The organism is Thiosocius teredinicola (assembly GCF_002009425.1).
GTDB classification, from domain to species: domain Bacteria; phylum Pseudomonadota; class Gammaproteobacteria; order Chromatiales; family Chromatiaceae; genus Thiosocius; species Thiosocius teredinicola.
The window spans coordinates 2553295-2568264 of sequence record NZ_CP019936.1; the positions used below are offsets into that span (position 1 = coordinate 2553295).

Sequence of the window (14970 nt, forward strand, 5' to 3'; positions counted from 1 at the left end):
AAGCGCTGCATCAGTTTTTTAGCATGCGTTAACACGACTGACGTGAGTGCCTGACTTTGTGCGCAGCAACGAACCGTCACGGGCCCATCGATCAGCACGCACCTACGCGCATGTCAGAAAAACGCCCACCCTTGCGCCATTGTTGGCGTGGGAATCTTGGTCTACGTTTGAAGGGTCAGACAGCGATGTTGAGCAGGATGCTGTAAACACTGTTTGCCACCCTACATTTGTCAGGCTGGAGGGAACGATGCCGGGCGAAGCGTCCAATCGCACTGTGCGTGCTAGCGCGACTTTGAATGTCATCCCTGTTTCCCGCTTGCGGGCAGCAACGAAACGGTATTCGAATCGCAACGGCCTGTCGGCCGAGATGGCTAGGCCCGAGTGCGACCCCGGTGTTGGACTCTCCCGCCAGATGAATCTGCTCAAACACGTGCATGCTGTCGCCTGGCGGTCGGTTTCGCTTCGTTGCAAGCGCACACCGACCAGGCGTGCACCACCTATCGCTGTGATGTTTCTGACGCCTCACGGCGTACGAGGGGCAGCCGCTCGTTGTCTCATAGTCCGTGAAAACAACCCTGTCTTTGCCGGGAAAGGAGGCTCGTCGGCGTCGCCGTAGCTGGCCGCACCGAAATAGCTGAGAACACCGCACAAAGCCAACAAGACCGTTACCAGCCTTCATGGAGGAGGACAACATGCTGACCAAACCGGAAAATTTCGAGTTCTACCGTAGTAATGCGCGCAAGATCAAAGTCGCCGAATCGGGCGACCCTGAGCTCGGGCCACTGAAAAACCTGCCCGGCACCTGGAAGAACACCGGGCCGTTCAATGGCCGCGGCTGGAACCTGATTGCACTGCCGTTCGTGCAGGAAGGCCAACGGCGCAACTATCGCCTGTTGATGAACCAGTACAACGAAGAGCTCAAGTTCAATTTCGTTGACGATATGGTGCCCAACCGCGGCATAGTACGGGTGCCCCAGGCCGACAATGCCGACCAACTCGTCGTCGCACTCGACTACCAACAAAAGATCGATCAGATCGCCGCTGCCGATCTACCGGAAAGCGGGCTGCAGGGTGAAGCCGGCCTGCCGATTCACCACGAGCCCGGCCTGTTTCTGCACATGCGCAACCGGCAGACAGACAACTTCGATGTCGCCCGCCTTGCCACCATTCCGCACGGCAACGCGGCCACCGCCATCGGCCGTTCGGTATCGTTCGACGGCCCGCCGGTGATTCCGTTCTTCAGCGGCTTCCCGATCGGCGTCTCCGACGACATCGAGAATGCCGTGGCCAACGCCTCGGATGACAACGCGTACCTGAACCCCTACTTCGTGTTCACCGCCAGCCCGTTCCAGGGGATTCTCGAAGGCACCGACTTCCCGGGCTTCAGCCCGGCGAACCCGAACAACCTGCTGAAAATCGGTATTCCCGACAACGTCAAGCGTACCACCGTGCTCGACCTGAGCACCGATGCGCAGGAAGGCGGTATCCGCAATATCCCGTTCATCGAGAAGCAGGCAGATGCCGCCTTTATGCGGTCGATCTTCTGGGTGATGGAACTCGATGAACTCGATGACAAGGGCAACGCCAAGATGCTGTTGGCCTACACGCAGTTCATCTTCCTCGACTTCTTCCCGCGCTTCGACGGCGAACCCGGCCTGATCCGCTGGCCGCACGTGTCGATCAATATGATGGAGAAAGTCGCACCACCGTCCGCAAGCGACCCCTATCTCTCGACGTCCTCCTAACGGCAAACCCCTTGGCCCACGCGTTCTTTGCGTGGGCCCTTTTTCAGTTCGTCGCGCAGACGTGCTGCGTTCGCGATTTACCCTTGCAGGTCAAACCTGCAAATAACGTCGGCGCAAGACTGAACCCCGTTTCACCCGTTTTTTTGTGGCAGATCAAACTGCCGCAGCCGCGTCGGGTGTCTAGTGCTACCTAAGGCCAGAGGCAACTTGGCGTTGGGTTGTACCCCCATTTCGTCCATCGTTCACCACTGTCCAAAGCGCTCATGCCGCCTCTGGCACAAAGGAACCACTCGCCCCGAACGAGGAGTAGATGCCATGTTTGCTAGAGCCTTATTGTTGAGCGTGTGTTTGCTGAGCATGCTGCCGCTGTCTGCGCCGGCAGATGATCCAACTTATCAGCAGGGCACAACGACATTCATCGAAACCGGCGTCACCCAGCCGGATAGCGTGCCGACATGGTATGCCCCAATGGTGGCCAAACCCTACGCACCGACGTTCGAGATACTCGCCACCAAAGGTACCCAGGGTCGGTACTACCCTTACACCTACGCCGTCACCTTGAAGGACATGATCAAGTGGCACGGACACGACTGCGAAGGCACAACGCACGCGGCTGCGCAGATGAAGCTGGCCTTCGAGATACTTTTCCCCGACGGCATCATCGATCGCAGCGTTATCAGCGGCATATCGGGGACAGGACCCTGCTGGTCCGATGCCGTTGCCTTCCTGACCGGCGCACGCCTGCAGTACGGTAACCTGGGATACTTCAAGAACAAGGACTACAACCACGCTGTATTGCTCTACCGAACCGACACCAAAGTCGCGGTTCTCGCGACCTGGAAGAAAGGGATCAACAACATCCCGGGCGAACCGGTCGTGCTGCCCGGCGCGATCGACTGGACGCCGGCTGTCGATATGTCGAAAGTGGTTGCCCTGAAACGCGAGGTTAAAAATGCCAAAGGCAACCCCACCGCCTATCAGGTCGATCTGTTGCGCTTCTATCAATGGCAGCACGTCAACGACATCCTGAGTCGACCACTGCACGATAGCTATCAGGCCACGATCGTCGAGAACTTCAAATGGGAAGACTGGGTGGATTCAGAGAAGACATTCAATCGGCCGTTCGCGCGTTCGGACATCCGCCTGAAAAACCATCCCTATCGCGAGGCGCCGGTAGTCGAGATGGAATGATGCAGAGAATCGATTGTCAGTCGGTCAAGTCAACGAGACGGGCGCATCAGCCGATGCGCCCCCTGAACATGAAGTACACAGCGCCAACCAGGCACAAGCCGGCCCACAGGTAGTCGAGCTTCAATGGCTCACGAAGGTAGAACAGCGAGAAAGGCACGAAGACGCTGAGCGTGACGACCTCTTGTATGATCTTCAGCTCACCAACCGACAGCACCGTGTAACCGATCCGGTTCGCCGGCACCTGGAAGAGATATTCAAAAAGTGCGATACCCCAGCTCGCCAGTGCGGCAATGATCCAGATCCTGTGATTCATCTCCTTGAGATGCGCGTACCAGGCAAAGGTCATAAAGACGTTGCTGCAGATCAGCAATAAGACCGTCGACAGTACCGGATTCATCGACCACCCCTCTTCGCGCCAGTCTGGCGCGATTGTCACGCGCACAGCCGGGCACAGCTATTGCGCCGTCCACGCCGGATTTCTGCGAACCATCTGCAAATCCCTGAGCTTTTTCGACGAGGCATATTTTTCGGCCAGTTCAGGATAACCGGCTTCGAGCATCCGCGCGCATCTCGTATGGTACACACCCCCGACGTCGACGCGTGCGGGACCGGAAGCGCCCAAAGGCCGTTCGTTGATGCCGCCTTCCAACTGCCCTACATCGATGAACAACAGCTGGGCCTGCTCATCGATTCCAAACACGTCTTTGTCGACGCCGGCCAACACGGCATCATCGAACGCCAAGTGATGTTCGTACTTGGGTTTCGACCGGGCCAGGAACGTGTTGACGGTATCGATCAACTGTCGCGCCGCTGTCTGCGACTCGGCAGATTTACCCTCCCGTGACGCGGCCACGAACTGCTGGTTGAGATGCAGGCTTGGCATCTCACTCTGCAGTGGAATATCCAATCGGCAAAACGCGGCGCTGTTGGGACCAAACGTTCCGCTGTTACGACGCTCCTCGACGTAAACGTGCAGTTCGGCGCCCGCCCAATTGAGTTCGCTTGAATGTTCGCCCTGGGGACGGTCCGGATTGGCGTACAACATGTCCATCATCGAGCCCGGCTCTGCCGGCTTTTCATCCGGCGGCGGAAACGTGACCGTCAGACGGCTGCCCTGCATGGCCGCACGCGCGTTCATCGCGTCGACCACCTGGTCGACGTCGGCGGCGGTGAGGCCGGCCGGAACAAGATCTATCGCTAAACGTTGGTCGCCGATGTCATCCAGGGTCAGAGACTTTGCCGCCGATCCCTCGAGCACCGGGTACAGCGCAACCTTCAGACCAGCCAGCGCGGGGGCATCCGTCGGACCGACCCACTTCGCCGTGATCATCGGTTCGTCCGAACAACCCGTCAGGGTCAACAAGCCTGCCAGCAGCAAACTGGCGCGTATCCATCGCAACATCTCAATTCTCCATCGTCATTGCCGGCCGAACCCAAATGGCGGCGCGTCGCACCCGGGTGTCCAGTGCGCGGCCCAGGGCCAAAGAAAAAGGGCTTACATTGCTGTAAGCCCTTCTAGTGTTGGCGTCCCGTAGGGGAGTCGAACCCCTGTCGTCGCCGTGAAAGGGCGATGTCCTAGGCCTCTAGACGAACGGGACGTGAAACCGAATTGTTTGGTGGAGCCAGGCGGGATCGAACCGCCGACCTCAACACTGCCAGTGTTGCGCTCTCCCAGCTGAGCTATGGCCCCTCAAAGGAGGCGCGTATGGTATGTCAGTGCGCCTGCCTTGTCCACCCTCTATCGACATTTTTTTGCAAGAAACCGGTGGTTCAGTTCTGGTCGATCTTACCCCAGGAATCGCGCAGCGAGACAATGCGGTTGAACACCGGCTTGCCGGGCTCGCTGTCCTTGCCATCGAGGCAGAAATAGCCTTCGCGTTCGAACTGGAATCGCTCATCGACAGCCGCGCCGGCCAGTGCCGGTTCGACCACGCAATCGGCCAAGATCTGAAGTGACTCCGGGTTGATATCGTCAAAGAAGTCGCCGCCTTTACCCGGTTCGGCGGTAGTGAACAGACGATCGTACAAACGCACCTCGGCTTTCTGGCCAAGCGTCGCCGAGACCCAGTGGATGACCCCCCTCACCTTGCGGCCTTCGGGGTTCTTGCCGAGCGTGTCTGGATCGTAGGTACAACGCAGTTCGACGATGTTGCCGGCGTCGTCTTTGACGGCTTCGTCGCAACGGATCACATAGGCGTTGCGCAACCGCACCTCGCCGCCCAGCACCAGGCGCTTGTATTTCTTGTTCGCTTCTTCGCGGAAGTCGGCCCGATCGATGTACACCTCGCGGGTCAATTTAATATCGCGACTGCCGAGCGACTCGTCCTTGGGATGGTTGCTGGCCTGCAGGGTTTCCTGCCGGTCTTCGGGATAATTGGTAATCACCAGCTTAAGCGGGTCGAGCACCGCCATGCGACGCGGTGCCATGGCATCGAGGTGGGTACGGATGCTGTTCTCCAGCACACCCATCTCGACGGTACCCTCGGCCTTGGTCACGCCGATCGCCTCGCAGAAGCGCTTGATGGATTCGGGGGTATAGCCGCGACGACGCAACCCGGCGATGGTCGGCATCCGGGGATCGTCCCAACCGGACACGCGCTTCTCCTGCACCAGTTGGGTCAGGCGACGCTTGCTCATCACCGTGTATTCGAGGTTGAGACGCGAGAATTCATACTGGCGTGGATGACAGGGAATGCTGATGTTATCCAGCACCCAATCGTACAGTGGCCGATGATCTTCGAACTCCAGGGTACACAATGAGTGCGTAACACCTTCAATCGCATCCGAGATCGGGTGGGTGTAGTCATACATCGGATAGATGCACCACTCGTCACCGGTTTGATGGTGAACCAAGCCATGTCGAATGCGGTAGATCGTCGGATCGCGCATGTTGATGTTCGGCGAGGCCATATCGATCTTGGCGCGCAGTGTCTTGCTGCCGTCGGCAAACTCGCCCGCCCGCATGCGCTTGAACAGGTCCAGGCTTTCATCGATGGGGCGATCGCGATACGGACTTTCCTTGCCCGGCTCCGTCAGGGTTCCCCGGTACTCGCGCACCTCGTCGGCCGTCAGTTCACAGACGAAGGCCTTGCCGTTCTGTATAAGCTCGACAGCATAGTTGTACAGCTGCTCGAAATAGTCCGACGCAAAACACAACTGATCCCATTCGTAGCCCAACCAGCGCACGTCGTCCTTGATCGCCTCGACGAACTCTTCCTCTTCTTTCGCGGGGTTGGTGTCGTCGAAACGCAGGTTGCAGCTGCCTGGATAATCCTGGGCGATGCCGAAATTCAGTACGATCGATTTCGCGTGGCCGATATGCAGATAGCCATTCGGCTCGGGCGGAAAGCGCGTATGGATCGTCGTGTGCTTGCCGGCCTCCAGATCCTTGTCGATGATCTGACGGATGAAATTCTTGGGGGTGCTCGGTGCGCCGCTCATGACTAGTCAGTTCCCGCTGGGTTGAGACTCAATACTCAGGCCTGTTCCTTAATATAGGCAAGCGCTTTGTCGATGCGTCGCAGTGTCGCTTGTTTGCCGACCAGGAATACCGTCAGGTCCAGATCCGGTGAAGGCGCACCACCGGTCACGGCGACCCGTAGCGGCATCGCAACCTTGCCGAAGCCGACTCCCAGCTCTTCGACCGTATCGGCCACACACTGATGTATCGGCTCGCGCTGCCAGTCTTGCAGGGCTTCGAGCTTGTTCCGCACCGCAGTCAACGCTACATCCGGCTCGCCTTTGAACGCCTTCTTGGTAGCGGCAGGGTCTATCGCGTCATAGTCCTGGTAATAGAAATGGCACAACGTCGCCAGTTCAACCAAGGTGCCTGCCCGCTCGCGCTGCGCCTCGATCACTGCTGCCAGATCCGGACCGGTCGACACGTCGACGTGATCGTTCGCCAGAAACTCGCCGACCAACACCGCGAGGCGCGCCGGGTCGGCACCCTTTATATATTGCTGGTTCACCCAGACGAGTTTCTCGGTATTGAAGGCCGACGGAGCCCGGTTGACGGCATCGAGATCGAACAACTCAATCATCTGCTCGCGCGTGAACAGCTCCTGATCGCCATGCGACCAACCGAGGCGCACGAGATAGTTCAGCAGGGCCTCCGGCAGGTAGCCGTCATCTTTGTACTGCATCACGCTCACCGCGCCATGACGCTTCGACAGGCGCGCCCCATCATCGCCGAGGATCATCGGCACATGCCCGAATGCGGGCACAGGCCAGCCCATTGCCACGGCCATGTTGATCTGGCGCGGGGTGTTGTTGATGTGATCGTCGCCGCGAACCACATGGGTAATGCCCATGTCATGGTCGTCGACAACCACCGACAGGTTGTACGTCGGTGATCCATCGGTGCGGCGGATGATCAGGTCGTCCAGTTCGTTGTTGCTGACGACGATATCGCCCCGGATCAGGTCGTTGATCACCACGTCGCCATCCTGCGGGTTGCGAAAGCGAACCACATGCGGCTCAGACGGATCGATGTCCCGGTCACGACAATGGCCGTCATAGCGCGGCTTCTGTTTGTTGGCCATCTGCTCGGCACGTAGCGTGTCGAGCCGATCTTTCGAGCAGGTGCAACGGTAGGCGTGGCCCGATTCGAGCAGGTGGTCGATGACCTCGTTGTAACGATCGAAGCGCTTGGTCTGGTAGAACGGCCCCTCGTCGTAGTCGAGCCCGAGCCATTCCATACCCTCCAGAATCGCGTTGACCGACTCCTCGGTCGAGCGCTCCAGGTCGGTATCCTCGATCCGCAGCACGAACTGTCCCCCGTGGCGTCGGGCGTACAGCCACGAAAACAGTGCCGTGCGGGCACCGCCGACGTGTAGATATCCGGTCGGACTGGGGGCAAATCGGGTCTTGATTGTCATCGAAAGAACAGCAAATTGAGGAAACGCGCAATTCTATCAGCCCCGACGGGATTGACCAGCAGCCAGCAGAAAAACTACTATGCCCGTCTGCCCATTCTTGGGGCGCGTAGCTCAGTGGGAGAGCACTGCCTTCACACGGCAGGGGTCGCTGGTTCGAACCCAGCCGCGCCCACCAGTTTTCCGATCAATATCTCTGCCGAAACTCCAAGGTTTTTCGGAAACCGCATGCCGCACCCTGCCCGGCGTCTGCATTCACCTCGCATGCGTATCTGAGAACGTTCGCCCGATGGATTGCGCCATCGACGGCGTCAACACCTGCACTCTTCCCCGACGTTCATCACGAAACGTGAAGCCGACACGGGCTCTAGCGTATCTCGCGCACAAAACGCGGCAGTCGGTGAGCCTGCGTTTCGACACTCCTTTACATTGATCCTGGTTGACAGCCAGGAATCGCTGCATTTCACGTTTGCCGCAAGCGCAAACCCCGGTGCCCGATCGCAGTAAGACCGGACACCGCCTCGTCGTACCAGCAGGAGTCTCTTCATGCGCCGATGTCGCTACGCCATGAAACATGTTGCCTTAGTGTTGCTTCCCCTTTCGGTTTGCTTATCGGCAGTCCACCCAGCCGAGGCCGCAACGATCACGCTGCACAACGGCGACGTGCTGCACGCAGCAGTCACCGCACAAAGCGAAGACAGCGTGACCATCGAGCATCCCACCCTCGGTACGCTCAAGCTGCCTCGCAGCAGTGTGCGGAGCATTGAGGACAACATCGCGACCGCAGCCGATCCACTACCGACCCCGGTTGCCGCGCCCGCTGTCAACGCACGCGACAACGGCCTGCTGGGTATAGGTCTGCTCGAGGGCTGGGAACGCAAACTCGAACTCGGTGTGAATGGCGCCGATGGCAAGAACAACTACAAGAAGTTTCGCGCCGGCTTCGAAGGTGACTACAAGGACAAAGAGAAACGCTGGGCACTCGACGCCCTGTACATATACGACGAAGCAGACGACACAACGACCGAAAAGGAGTTTTACGCCGAACTGACGCGCGACTGGCTGCATCCCGGATCGCCCTGGTTCAACTTCGCCAATGCCCGCTACGACTGGGATAAATTCAAGGACTGGGATCACCGCGCTAACGCCTTTGGCGGTGTCGGCTACCAGTTTCTCGACAATCAGACCTGGTCGCTGGCGGGACGCCTTGGCTTGGGTGCCACGCGTACGTTCGGCGGTGATCGTGAAGAGTTCACACCCGAATCACTTGTGGGCATCGACGGACATTGGCAGATCGCCAATGCGCAGCGCTTGAAGTTCCGTTCGTCGTTCTACCCCAATCTCGAAGAATGGGGTGAGTTCCGCAACATCAGCGGCGTCGACTGGGAGATGAGGATGGCCACCGAGATCAATCTAAGTTTGAAACTCGGCATCGCCAACGAATACGACTCCCTGGCGGAAGATGTCGAAAAGAACGACTTCAAATACTACGGCGGACTCGTGTGGGGTTTTTGACTACCCCACCCCAGGGGCCGCATCACCCGAGCGCGATGGGTACCACGTAGACGCACGACGCCAACCTACCTTGTAAACAGGCTGATTACTGTCGCCCTTGCCTTTCGCGAAACTCGCGCCGCATCCGTGCACGTTCTTCCGGGCTCGCCTCGCGAAACCGCTCGATGCGTTGACGCGCCTTCTGCCGCTGCTCGGGCGTCATCGAACGCCAACGCGCGCGCAGCTCTTCGCGTCGGCTCTCGGGCAAGGATCTGAACCACGAACGCTGACGGCGGACACGCTGTTTCTCCTCATCGCTCATGGCATTCCATCGCTGCAACCGCTTTTTTACGTTCTGCTTTTGCTCAGGGGTCATCGATCGCCAGCGCTCAAGGTTGCCTTTGGCCCGTTGCCGCTGTTCCGGTGTCAGCTTTGCCCAACGGGAAGCGCCGGTAACGAGGCGCTCGCGCCGCTCGGCGGGAAGATTGTCCCAATCGTCGCGCAGCGGTGCCAGCAGGGTCTGCGTTTCGCCATCCAGCTCTCCCCACGCGATACCCTCGGCAATACAGCCCGTTGATGTGCCCAACGCAACAACCAGGGTCAGCAGACAGGGGATCAACATCGTTTTCATCGTGCAAGCTCCGCAGGCGGTTGCGCGTCTAACGTGACGTCTGTCGACTCGTCCGCGCTCTTTTCGGCATCGTCGGCCGGTACTTCCATCGGGTCGGTCAGGCGCCCTCGCTCATCCGGCTCCCAGTCAGCCAGGTACAGCAGTAGCTCAACCGAGGGTGCCGGCGCTTGTGCGACAGTTACCGGCGCAACGCTCAAGCCGATCATCAGGCCCGCCAGGCGATACCTCATGCAGGCCCCCCGTCATCGCCGCTCAGGTCGAGCCAACGATAAAATTCGAGGTCCTCGAGCAGCTCCACGTCGACATCCGCCTCGGCCATTTCGATCCATGGCTCAACCGCATCCCCCGGCTCAACCGGAGTATCCGCCGACTGCGGGGTCCGCAAGGCGACCGTCACTGCCAGGGCCACCACCGCCATGCTGGCGAACGCGCCAACGGGGATTGCCCATCGAGCACCGAAAAGACGCTCCCTGAGCGAAAGGCGGCTGCCGGCTGCCTCGATCGCCGCACGGCGCGCCTGCCGCAACCTGGATAGCGACGCTGGGTCGAGCGCATCGCGCTGCGCGTTCAGCGCCGCCTTTACGACATGCTCAGTTTCTTGATCGTGGCTCATTGTCTCGCCTCCAGGCCTTCACGTAGCCTACTCAATCCGCGCGACAGATGGGTTTTGACACTACCGCTGCTGCAGCCCATCGCCTGCGCCGTCTGCGCCACGTCGAGTCCTTCCCAGATACGCAACAACACCGCTTGGCGCTGGCGTTGCGGCAGTTGTCGCATCAGCCGCAGCACCTCTTGCATGGCTGCCTGGTTGTCGGCCGCCACCTCAGGCAGTTCTCCGCGCGGGTCGGCCAACGACTGGATCGGATCGGCATCCACGGCTTCGTGCCGATCGTCATGCAGCCAGATGCGCCATCGCTTTCGAACCTGCATACGTCTGCCCCAGTCGCGCAGTTTGTTTTGCAGCACACGGTAGAACAACGGCGGCCATTCGTCCGGTGACTTGTCGGCGTAGCGCCCGACAAACGCCAGCATCGCATCCTGGACCACGTCCAGCGCCTCGTCACGGTTATTGGTCGACAACTCGGCCATCACCAAAGCCCGCCGTTCGATATCGGCCAGAAACCGATCCAGCGACAAACTCGACTCATTCACCGCGCCGACCCGCGGTTCTTCCCGCTTGTATCACTGGCCCGCCTGCCGTCACTGCCCGTCCCCATCGTCCCTTTTTCGTTCTTGTATGAGCTTCAACGCACCGCGTCTCAAACGGTTGACACACCCGCCGAGGTTTCTGATTCCAGTTCCTGATCGGGTGCCTGTCAACCGATCCCGGCGTACCGCGTTGTAAGGGGTGAAAGCGGTGCAGAACTGCCCGCCCACTTACCACCAAGCTCTTATCAGGAGACAAAAAATGAACAAATCTATCTACCTGGCCTCGCTACTGCTGATCTTTCCGTTGACGGTCGGCGCCGCCGATTTCGGCGACCGCGTCGAAAACCGCCTCGATCGGCGCGGCGACAGGATCGAGAACCGAATGGACCGACGCGGCGACGTCATCAACAACCGCCTGGACCGTCGCTCGCATTGGATGGAAAACCATGGCTATAACCGCGCCGCCAATCACCTCGACCGCAAAGGCGACCGCATCGACCATCGGCTCGACCGCCGCGGCAATCGTGTCGATGCAAGGCTCGATCGACGGGGCGATCGATTCAACCGGCGTTGGGATCGCCGCTGAGGCCAATCCCGGGGCGGCGGTACCTTGATGATTCGGTACCAAGCCGCCGTCCCGGCACTCGCCACCGCCGCGCTGCCCCAGCGAGCGCCCGCTCAAGTTAGCCTTTCACAGGTCGACAACGCTTCCTAGGGCTTAAATAGATAACGCTAATCGATCCGAGGTGCGTTAGCGCCGGCTTGGTGAACACATGAACCTGATCCTGCAAAAGCTGTCCCTGCCGCGTTTGATCATCGCGCAGACCCTTTTCACGGCACTCGCCATGGGCGGCGGCGCGGCTGTTGCCGTCTCGATGTCGGCTACCGCGACAGAGGTGATGATCGCCTTAGCCATAGCGCTACTGTTCAGCCTCGGCATGGCGTGGGTGGTGGGTCGACACATCGCTGCGCGAGCAACACATTTCGCCAAGGCGCTCAGCGCGCTGGCGGGCGGCGACCTCACACACCGCTGCGACATTCCCGGTAAAGATGAGTTCTCCTGGTTTTCTTACGAATACAGTTGCGCACGCAAAGCCGTGTCGAACATGGTGCAAAGCATCCGCGGCGACGTCGAAACGCTGATGAGCAATGCCGAACGCCTGAGCAGCGTGTCGGAAGAGACCAAGCAGGGTCTGGCCAAACAGAACACTGAAACGCACGCGGTCGCCACGTCGATGAACCGCATGGCCGAGACGGTTCAGCACGTCGCCGATCACGCCGGGCAGGCAGCTGCCGCTGCCAAAGAGGCCGATCAGCAGGCCGAATCCGGCAACCGCCTGGTGCACGAGACCCTGGGTGCGATCCAACAGCTTGCCGCGGAGGTCGATCGCACATCAGAAGTGATCGCCAGCCTGAAGAACGACACCGTCGACATCGGTGCCGTGCTCGAAGCGATCCGCGGCATCTCCGAACAGACCAACCTGCTTGCCTTGAACGCCGCCATCGAAGCAGCGCGTGCGGGTGAACAAGGTCGCGGATTCGCCGTAGTGGCGGATGAAGTACGCACCCTGGCAAGCCGCACGCAGCAGTCGACGTCGGATATTCAGCGCATGATCGAGAGCCTGCAGAATCGCGCCAATGAGGCCGTAGCGGCAATGAGCCTCGGCAGCGAACGGACATCGCGCTGCATCGACGATGCAGAGAAGGCCAAAGAGGCCCTGTCGGCGATCACCACCGCCGTCAACAACATCCACGAGATGAACAACCAGATTGCTGACCAGGCCCAGTTGCAGCGCTCGACCGTTGAGGAGATCAACCAGAACGTGCTCAACATCAGCGCCATCGCGGCACAGACTGAGAGCGGTGCTTCGCAGACCAGCGAATCAAGTATCGGCACCAACGATCTGGCAAGCCGACTCGGCCAGGCCGTCGCGCAGTTCAAACTGAACACCGAAGCGGGCTGAGCGGAACCCCGCCTAACGATGCTGTAGCAGCATTGCTGCGCAGCAAATCTGTCGCAGCTTCGCTGTCCTCCGCGGCTTTGTGCAAGGCCTGACCCTCTCAGGTCGGTCGAAACGGTGCCGTTTTAACAAGGCTTGACGCGATTACGTCGCTCGCGGCCCAGGGCGACGCCAAGTAAAGCGCGCCAAACTCGCCCCACCACCTCGACACCTGACTGGCTACCAAGCCGCCTCGCCCTTGCGGCGGCGCTGTTCGCTGCGTCGCCTTTAATTCCTTTTACATGTCTTGCCGGCTGACAACGAATTTAATTCGCAAATGACGTGATCGGGTCTTCAATCGGTCCAGCAATCAGCTGTAATTTCCCGTCGGCGCGCTAAACTTTGGAATAAGTTGTATCTACACGGACGAGTTACAGCACGGAGGCTGCAAATGTCACACTTATTCAACGACGATTGGTTACTGAACGAGAACATTGCCTATGCAGGCACGTTCGGCGTCAGTCAGAACAATGGTCTCGCAGGATTTCTTCCCGCGTTCCACGATACCCAGACCGGCCGCATCGAGCTGTCACGCTTTGCCGACGGTACCCCCTCGCCGATCCATCTGCTCGACGGTCTGCCGGACGATTGGATCATCCATAAGTCTGCGCAGGGACACGTCACGGCGATCAAGCAGAGCGTTGTCGCCGGCTTCCTGTTCAACGGGAGTTTTCTGACGCGTGAGCAAGCGGCCCGTTACCGCGTTCACTGAAGAACGCGACGAACCTTCAGTCGAACGTCAGTATTCGGGGATCTTCGTCGGGTTCAAGTAATTCAGCCTCGCTGATGTTGCCGTCGTCACCGTATCGGTAGCGGTGCTCGAACTCGACTTCTCCGTAAACCACCTTCTGTACCCCCACAAGCCGCGACTGATCATCGTAATAGCCGCGGAAGAAGGTAATGCGTTGGTCGAGGTCGTCATCGTCGAGCGGCGTTATCAACTGCAACGGCAGTGAGACGCCGGTATAAGAAGCGAAATGTTTGCGTGCGAGCGCCGGATCTTCCAGGGTCATGTCGTCATTGCCTTGCGGTAGCGGTTGTCGTCACAAACGACGGATCGGACAGATCGAAATGCACTTGCAGCATGTCGACCAGCGTATTGATCGCAACGTTCTCGTGTATGTCGGTGCTGCTGGAGATATCCGATTCGTCGAACTGCGGAAACTCCAGATGAATCCCACACCTGCCCTCATCCTGACCATAGGTGTAGAGATAGGCGCAGATCATCGGGTCGCCCGGTTTCTCCAATCGCACAGCTCGCGGGTCGAGGTCCTGCCGCTGCGACAACTGCAGATGATCGATACCCAGCCGGTCACCCAGCACCAACAGCACCGCCTTGATCGATTCGTCTTTGTCTAACGCCCAGATATTCATCATTCACCTATCTCCAATTGCATCGGCAACTTCGGCGTTACAACTTCAACCGCCGATCAGGTACTCGTACGCCAGCCGCAGCAGCTGCAGTTCGATCGGCGGCAACATCCGCGCCTCCGGCAACTCAACGAATTCAGCATCACCCACGGCTTGAAACGGCGGATCGATAGCCGTGAATCCGGCGAGAAAGACCGAGACCGGCCCGCCCGGTACGTCGACCAACGCGTGAAAATCGCCCATCGCCTCGAGGCTGCCTGCGGGCAGGCCGAGGCGTTGCTCAGCCCGATGCGTCAATGCGCCGGGATGCATCGCCACCTTGCCCACCGGTCTTTTTTCGACCAGCTGTGCCAGCGTCGGCAGCGGCGAAAACCCGCACACCGTTTGCTGCGACAAAATCAGAAAGCGCGTGCGTGCACTGATCCGCTGTTTATGAAACATGATCAAGCGCGGATCCGTCGATCGAGTCATGGTTGAAGCGCAATCCGACACTGAGAAATTCGGAGCGAAAAGCA

Annotated in this window: 17 protein-coding genes and 3 tRNA genes; 7 read left to right on the plus strand and 13 right to left on the minus strand. The window is 59.4% G+C overall.

All coding sequences use genetic code 11. The features are described 5' to 3' along the window. Positions 1-692 precede the first annotated feature (692 nt). On the plus strand, positions 693-1745 hold the full coding sequence (locus B1781_RS12240) for a heme-binding protein (protein WP_078122034.1): 1053 nt from the start codon (positions 693-695) through the stop codon (positions 1743-1745). A gap of 315 nt (positions 1746-2060) precedes the next feature. Further along, a complete protein-coding gene (locus B1781_RS12245; RefSeq protein WP_078119941.1) occupies positions 2061-2936 on the plus strand; it encodes a formylmethanofuran dehydrogenase subunit E family protein in 876 nt (291 codons plus the stop codon). Between the two features lie 46 nt (positions 2937-2982). On the opposite strand, the gene B1781_RS12250 is transcribed toward B1781_RS12245, so the two are convergent. The 6 genes from B1781_RS12250 to gltX form a co-directional block, all read right to left on the minus strand. After that, positions 2983-3372 carry a DMT family protein gene (locus B1781_RS12250; RefSeq protein WP_408646238.1) on the minus strand — a complete coding sequence of 130 codons (390 nt, stop codon included), beginning with the start codon at positions 3370-3372 and terminating at the stop codon, positions 2983-2985. An 18-nt stretch (positions 3373-3390) separates the two neighbouring features. After that, on the minus strand, positions 3391-4338 hold the full coding sequence (locus B1781_RS12255; protein ID WP_078119943.1) for a hypothetical protein: 948 nt from the start codon (positions 4336-4338) through the stop codon (positions 3391-3393). A gap of 120 nt (positions 4339-4458) precedes the next feature. Next, a tRNA-Glu gene (locus tag B1781_RS12260) sits at positions 4459-4534 on the minus strand. Between the two features lie 16 nt (positions 4535-4550). Then, positions 4551-4626 (minus strand) — tRNA-Ala (locus B1781_RS12265). Positions 4627-4706: 80 nt separating this feature from the next. Then, the gene (locus B1781_RS12270; protein WP_078119944.1) at positions 4707-6377 is read right to left on the minus strand and encodes a glutamine--tRNA ligase/YqeY domain fusion protein; all 1671 of its coding nucleotides are present in this window, start codon (positions 6375-6377) and stop codon (positions 4707-4709) included. A gap of 35 nt (positions 6378-6412) precedes the next feature. After that, positions 6413-7813 carry a glutamate--tRNA ligase gene (gene gltX, locus B1781_RS12275; protein ID WP_078119945.1) on the minus strand — a complete coding sequence of 467 codons (1401 nt, stop codon included), beginning with the start codon at positions 7811-7813 and terminating at the stop codon, positions 6413-6415. A gap of 100 nt (positions 7814-7913) precedes the next feature. Here gltX and B1781_RS12280 point away from each other — a divergent pair. Next, a tRNA-Val gene (locus B1781_RS12280) sits at positions 7914-7988 on the plus strand. Positions 7989-8473: 485 nt separating this feature from the next. Beyond that, a complete protein-coding gene (locus tag B1781_RS12285) occupies positions 8474-9325 on the plus strand; it encodes a DUF481 domain-containing protein (RefSeq protein ID WP_164513369.1) in 852 nt (283 codons plus the stop codon). 85 nt (positions 9326-9410) lie between these two features. Here B1781_RS12285 and B1781_RS12290 read toward each other — a convergent pair whose 3' ends face one another. Genes B1781_RS12290 through B1781_RS12305 form a run of 4 tightly spaced genes read right to left on the minus strand, consistent with a single transcriptional unit; the run spans position 9411 to position 11087 of the window. Then, the gene (locus tag B1781_RS12290; protein WP_078119947.1) at positions 9411-9935 is read right to left on the minus strand and encodes a DUF3106 domain-containing protein; all 525 of its coding nucleotides are present in this window, start codon (positions 9933-9935) and stop codon (positions 9411-9413) included. After that, a complete protein-coding gene (locus B1781_RS12295) occupies positions 9932-10165 on the minus strand; it encodes a hypothetical protein (RefSeq protein WP_078119948.1) in 234 nt (77 codons plus the stop codon). The genes B1781_RS12290 and B1781_RS12295 overlap by 4 nt, the downstream gene beginning before the upstream one ends. Then, a complete protein-coding gene (locus tag B1781_RS12300; protein WP_078119949.1) occupies positions 10162-10548 on the minus strand; it encodes a hypothetical protein in 387 nt (128 codons plus the stop codon). The genes B1781_RS12295 and B1781_RS12300 overlap by 4 nt, the downstream gene beginning before the upstream one ends. Continuing rightward, entirely contained in the window at positions 10545-11087 is a 543-nt protein-coding gene (locus B1781_RS12305) for an RNA polymerase sigma factor (RefSeq protein WP_078119950.1), read from the minus strand. The genes B1781_RS12300 and B1781_RS12305 overlap by 4 nt, the downstream gene beginning before the upstream one ends. Before the next feature lie 256 nt (positions 11088-11343). On the opposite strand from B1781_RS12305, the gene B1781_RS12310 reads away from it, so the two are divergent. The 3 genes from B1781_RS12310 to B1781_RS12320 all read left to right on the plus strand — a co-directional run bounded on the left by B1781_RS12310 (position 11344) and on the right by B1781_RS12320 (position 13796). Next, a complete protein-coding gene (locus B1781_RS12310; protein ID WP_078119951.1) occupies positions 11344-11670 on the plus strand; it encodes a hypothetical protein in 327 nt (108 codons plus the stop codon). 187 nt (positions 11671-11857) lie between these two features. Continuing rightward, positions 11858-13048 carry a methyl-accepting chemotaxis protein gene (locus tag B1781_RS12315; RefSeq protein ID WP_078119952.1) on the plus strand — a complete coding sequence of 397 codons (1191 nt, stop codon included), beginning with the start codon at positions 11858-11860 and terminating at the stop codon, positions 13046-13048. 427 nt (positions 13049-13475) lie between these two features. After that, positions 13476-13796: a hypothetical protein gene (locus tag B1781_RS12320; protein WP_078119953.1), complete on the plus strand. Its 321-nt coding sequence runs from the start codon at positions 13476-13478 to the stop codon at positions 13794-13796. 16 nt (positions 13797-13812) lie between these two features. Here the strand turns inward: B1781_RS12320 and B1781_RS12325 are convergent, their stop codons facing one another. From B1781_RS12325 to B1781_RS12335, 3 genes are read right to left on the minus strand one after another with little or no spacing between them, the layout of a single operon-like run. Further along, complete coding sequence (locus B1781_RS12325) at positions 13813-14097, minus strand: DUF6156 family protein (protein WP_078119954.1); 285 nt, start codon at positions 14095-14097, stop codon at positions 13813-13815. A 4-nt stretch (positions 14098-14101) separates the two neighbouring features. Further along, the gene (locus B1781_RS12330) at positions 14102-14461 is read right to left on the minus strand and encodes a hypothetical protein (protein ID WP_334223704.1); all 360 of its coding nucleotides are present in this window, start codon (positions 14459-14461) and stop codon (positions 14102-14104) included. A gap of 42 nt (positions 14462-14503) precedes the next feature. Further along, positions 14504-14926 carry a hypothetical protein gene (locus B1781_RS12335; protein ID WP_078119955.1) on the minus strand — a complete coding sequence of 141 codons (423 nt, stop codon included), beginning with the start codon at positions 14924-14926 and terminating at the stop codon, positions 14504-14506. Positions 14927-14970 lie beyond the last annotated feature (44 nt).

Bases quoted from the DNA above. Each gene is read 5' to 3' on its own strand.
- B1781_RS12270 (WP_078119944.1), bottom strand. From the start codon at position 6,377: ATGAGCGGCGCACCGAGCACCCCCAAGAATTTCATCCGTCAGATCATC.
- B1781_RS12255 (WP_078119943.1), bottom strand. From the start codon at position 4,338: ATGTTGCGATGGATACGCGCCAGTTTGCTGCTGGCAGGCTTGTTGACC.
- B1781_RS12325 (WP_078119954.1), bottom strand. From the start codon at position 14,097: ATGACCCTGGAAGATCCGGCGCTCGCACGCAAACATTTCGCTTCTTAT.
- B1781_RS12300 (WP_078119949.1), bottom strand. From the start codon at position 10,548: ATGAGCCACGATCAAGAAACTGAGCATGTCGTAAAGGCGGCGCTGAAC.
- gltX (WP_078119945.1), bottom strand. From the start codon at position 7,813: ATGACAATCAAGACCCGATTTGCCCCCAGTCCGACCGGATATCTACAC.
- B1781_RS12320 (WP_078119953.1), top strand. From the start codon at position 13,476: ATGTCACACTTATTCAACGACGATTGGTTACTGAACGAGAACATTGCC.
- B1781_RS12295 (WP_078119948.1), bottom strand. From the start codon at position 10,165: ATGAGGTATCGCCTGGCGGGCCTGATGATCGGCTTGAGCGTTGCGCCG.
- B1781_RS12315 (WP_078119952.1), top strand. From the start codon at position 11,858: ATGAACCTGATCCTGCAAAAGCTGTCCCTGCCGCGTTTGATCATCGCG.
- B1781_RS12335 (WP_078119955.1), bottom strand. From the start codon at position 14,926: ATGACTCGATCGACGGATCCGCGCTTGATCATGTTTCATAAACAGCGG.
- B1781_RS12330 (WP_334223704.1), bottom strand. From the start codon at position 14,461: ATGATGAATATCTGGGCGTTAGACAAAGACGAATCGATCAAGGCGGTG.
- B1781_RS12240 (WP_078122034.1), top strand. From the start codon at position 693: ATGCTGACCAAACCGGAAAATTTCGAGTTCTACCGTAGTAATGCGCGC.
- B1781_RS12310 (WP_078119951.1), top strand. From the start codon at position 11,344: ATGAACAAATCTATCTACCTGGCCTCGCTACTGCTGATCTTTCCGTTG.
- B1781_RS12245 (WP_078119941.1), top strand. From the start codon at position 2,061: ATGTTTGCTAGAGCCTTATTGTTGAGCGTGTGTTTGCTGAGCATGCTG.
- B1781_RS12290 (WP_078119947.1), bottom strand. From the start codon at position 9,935: ATGAAAACGATGTTGATCCCCTGTCTGCTGACCCTGGTTGTTGCGTTG.